Here is a 2,782-nt window from a genome sequence, read left to right on the forward strand (position 1 = left end):
CCGTGATCAGGACCGTACCGGACGAGTCCCAGGCCATCGCCTGCTCGGACCGGGCACGAGCCAACCGCGGCACCAGCACCTCACCACCACGCACCAGCAGTTCGGGCTCGTCGGTAGCGAGCCCTTGCGCCAGCACGGTCATATCGAAGTCGTCGGCCACATCCACCAGACCGAAACGGCCCGGATTCTCCGACTGCGCCGACCGCACCAGACCCCGCACGGCGGCACCCGCGAGATCCGCGCCAGCGACGTCCCCGCGGGTGACGAACACCAGGCGCGAGGTGGCGAACCGGTCGTCGGCCAGCCAGGACTGCACCATCTCCAGCGCCCAGGCAGCCGCGCGGTGTACGGACTCCACCACTCCGGCGGCGCCGGCGGGCGGCGTGACCAGGACCGTACCGGGCACGGTCGCCCCGGCCAGCGACTCCAGATCCGCGAGAGTTCGCCATGGTTCGCTCTCCGGACCGGTGCCGAGCTCGACACGCTCGTCCGTGAGCGGGACGGGAACCCAGTCGACCTTGAAGAGGGCGTCACGGTCGGCGGCCTGCAACTGCCCGGCCGAGAGCGGACGCACCACCAGCGACTCCACGGAGGCGACCGGCGCACCGGAGGTGTCCGCCATCGCGATCGACATTCCGTTGGCCGTGCCTCGGATTCGAACGCGGAGGTGGGAGGCTCCGGAGGCGTGCAGGGACACTCCGCTCCACGAGAAGGGGACTCCGCCCGCCTCCACTCCACCCCGTGCCGCCGCGTGCAGGGCGGCGTCGAAGAGCGCAGGGTGCAGCCCGTAGGCGTGGCCGTCCGTGCCCTCCGGCAGCCCCACCTCGGCGTAGACGTCCTCACCGAGCTTCCAGGCCGCGCGCAGGCCCCGGAACACCGGGCCGTACGTGAGCCCGGCATCGGCGAGTTCGTCGTAGCAGTCCGCCACGTCCACCGACTCCGCGCCCTTCGGAGGCCATACCGCGGCGTCGAAGGAGACTATTTCGGCCCCCGTGGTCACCACACCGCTGGCGTGCAGCGTCCAGGGGCCCTCGGCCTCACGCGCATGCACCGACGCCGGGCGGCGGCCCGAACCGTCCGGCTCCCCCAGCCAGACCTGTACCTGCACACCGCTGTCCGACGCGGGCAGCACCAGCGGCGCGGCCAACGTCAGTTCCTCCAGCAGGTCGCAGTCGACCTCGTCGGCTGCGCGGAGGACCAGTTCCACCAGTGCCGTCCCAGGCACCAGCACGGACCCCCGCACCACATGATCCGCCAGCCACGGGTGCGAGGACACCGACAACCGCCCGGTGAACAACACCCCACCCGAGCCCGCCAGTTGCACCGCCGCACCCAGCACACATCACCGGAACGCGCCACCCGACCCGACGGCCAGAACCGCTCCCGCTGGAACGCGTACGTCGGCAGCTCCGCCCACCGCGCACCCGTACCGGCGTACAGCGCCGCCCAGTCCACGCTCGCGCCCCGGACGTACAGCTGCGCCAGGGCACCCAGCAGTGCCGTCTCCTCGGGCCGGTCCTTGCGCAGTACGGGAGCAAGCACGGCGTCGTCCGGTAGCGACTCCTGTGCCATCGCGGACAGCACACCGTCCGGGCCGAGTTCGAGGAAGCGCGTCACCCCTTCTGCGTGCAGAGCCCGTATGCCGTCCGCGAAACGCACGGCTTCGCGGACGTGCTGGGCCCAGTAGTCGGCGTGGCCGAGCTGTTCGGGTTCGGCGAGCCGGCCCGTCAGGTTCGACACGACAGGGATCGTCGGCGTGCCGAAGGACAGCCGTGCCACCACCGCGCGGAAGTCGGCCAGCATCGGTTCCATCAGCGGCGAGTGGAAGGCGTGCGAGACCCGCAGCCTGCTGGTCTTGCGGCCCTCGGCTGTGAAGCGCGCCGCGATGGCCAGTACCGCATCCTCGACACCGGAGACCACCACCGACGACGGACCGTTGACCGCCGCGATCGACACCCCACCCATCAGATGCGGAAGAACCTCCTCCTCCGTCGCCCTGATCGCCACCATCGCCCCACAAACGGGCAGTTGCTGCATCAACCGGCCGCGGGCGGCGACCAGCGCGCAGGCGTCCGGGAGGGAGAAGACGCCCGCCACGTGCGCCGCGGCGACTTCACCGATCGAATGCCCCGTCACGAAATCGGCGCGCACGCCCCACGATTCCGCCAGCCGGTACAGCGCCACCTCGATCGCGAACAACCCTGCCTGGGCGTACACGGTCTGGTTCAGCAGCTCCGCGTCCTCACCCCATACCACGTCCCGCAGCGGACGGTCCAAGTGCTCGTCCAAGGAAGCGCACACCACGTCGAACGCCGCCGCGAAGACCGGATAGCGACCATACAACTCCCGCCCCATACCCAGGCGTTGCGACCCCTGGCCCGAGAACAAGAAGGCCGTCTTCCCCGCACCGGACGAGCCCTCCGCCAGTCCGGCGTCGGCCTCGCCCACCGCGAGTGCGGACAAGGCGAGCACCAGTGCCTCGCGGTCCTCACCCCACACCACCGCGCGGTGCGGGAAGCTCGACCGTCCTGTCACCAGTGAGTGGCCGATGTCCCGCGCGGACCGCCCGTCGCGGCCGGCGACGAGGGGCAGCAGGCGCGCCGCCTGGCCACGCAGCGCGGCCTCGTTCTTGCCGGAGAGCACCCACGCCAGCGCGCCGGGCTCGATCACCGGGGTGTCCGATTCGGTGTCGGTGTCGGCGGGTTCGGGCTGTTCCAGGATCACGTGCGCGTTCGTACCACTGATCCCGAAGGACGACACACCCGCACGACGCGGCCCATCC

General features: G+C 71.1%; 1 pseudogene. It reads right to left on the minus strand.

The features are described from left to right. A pseudogene (locus tag ADK54_RS48775) lies at nucleotides 1–2,782 on the minus strand (acyltransferase domain-containing protein); the annotation flags it as partial.

It is taken from the genome of Streptomyces sp. WM6378, from assembly GCF_001279695.1.
GTDB lineage: Bacteria > Actinomycetota > Actinomycetes > Streptomycetales > Streptomycetaceae > Streptomyces.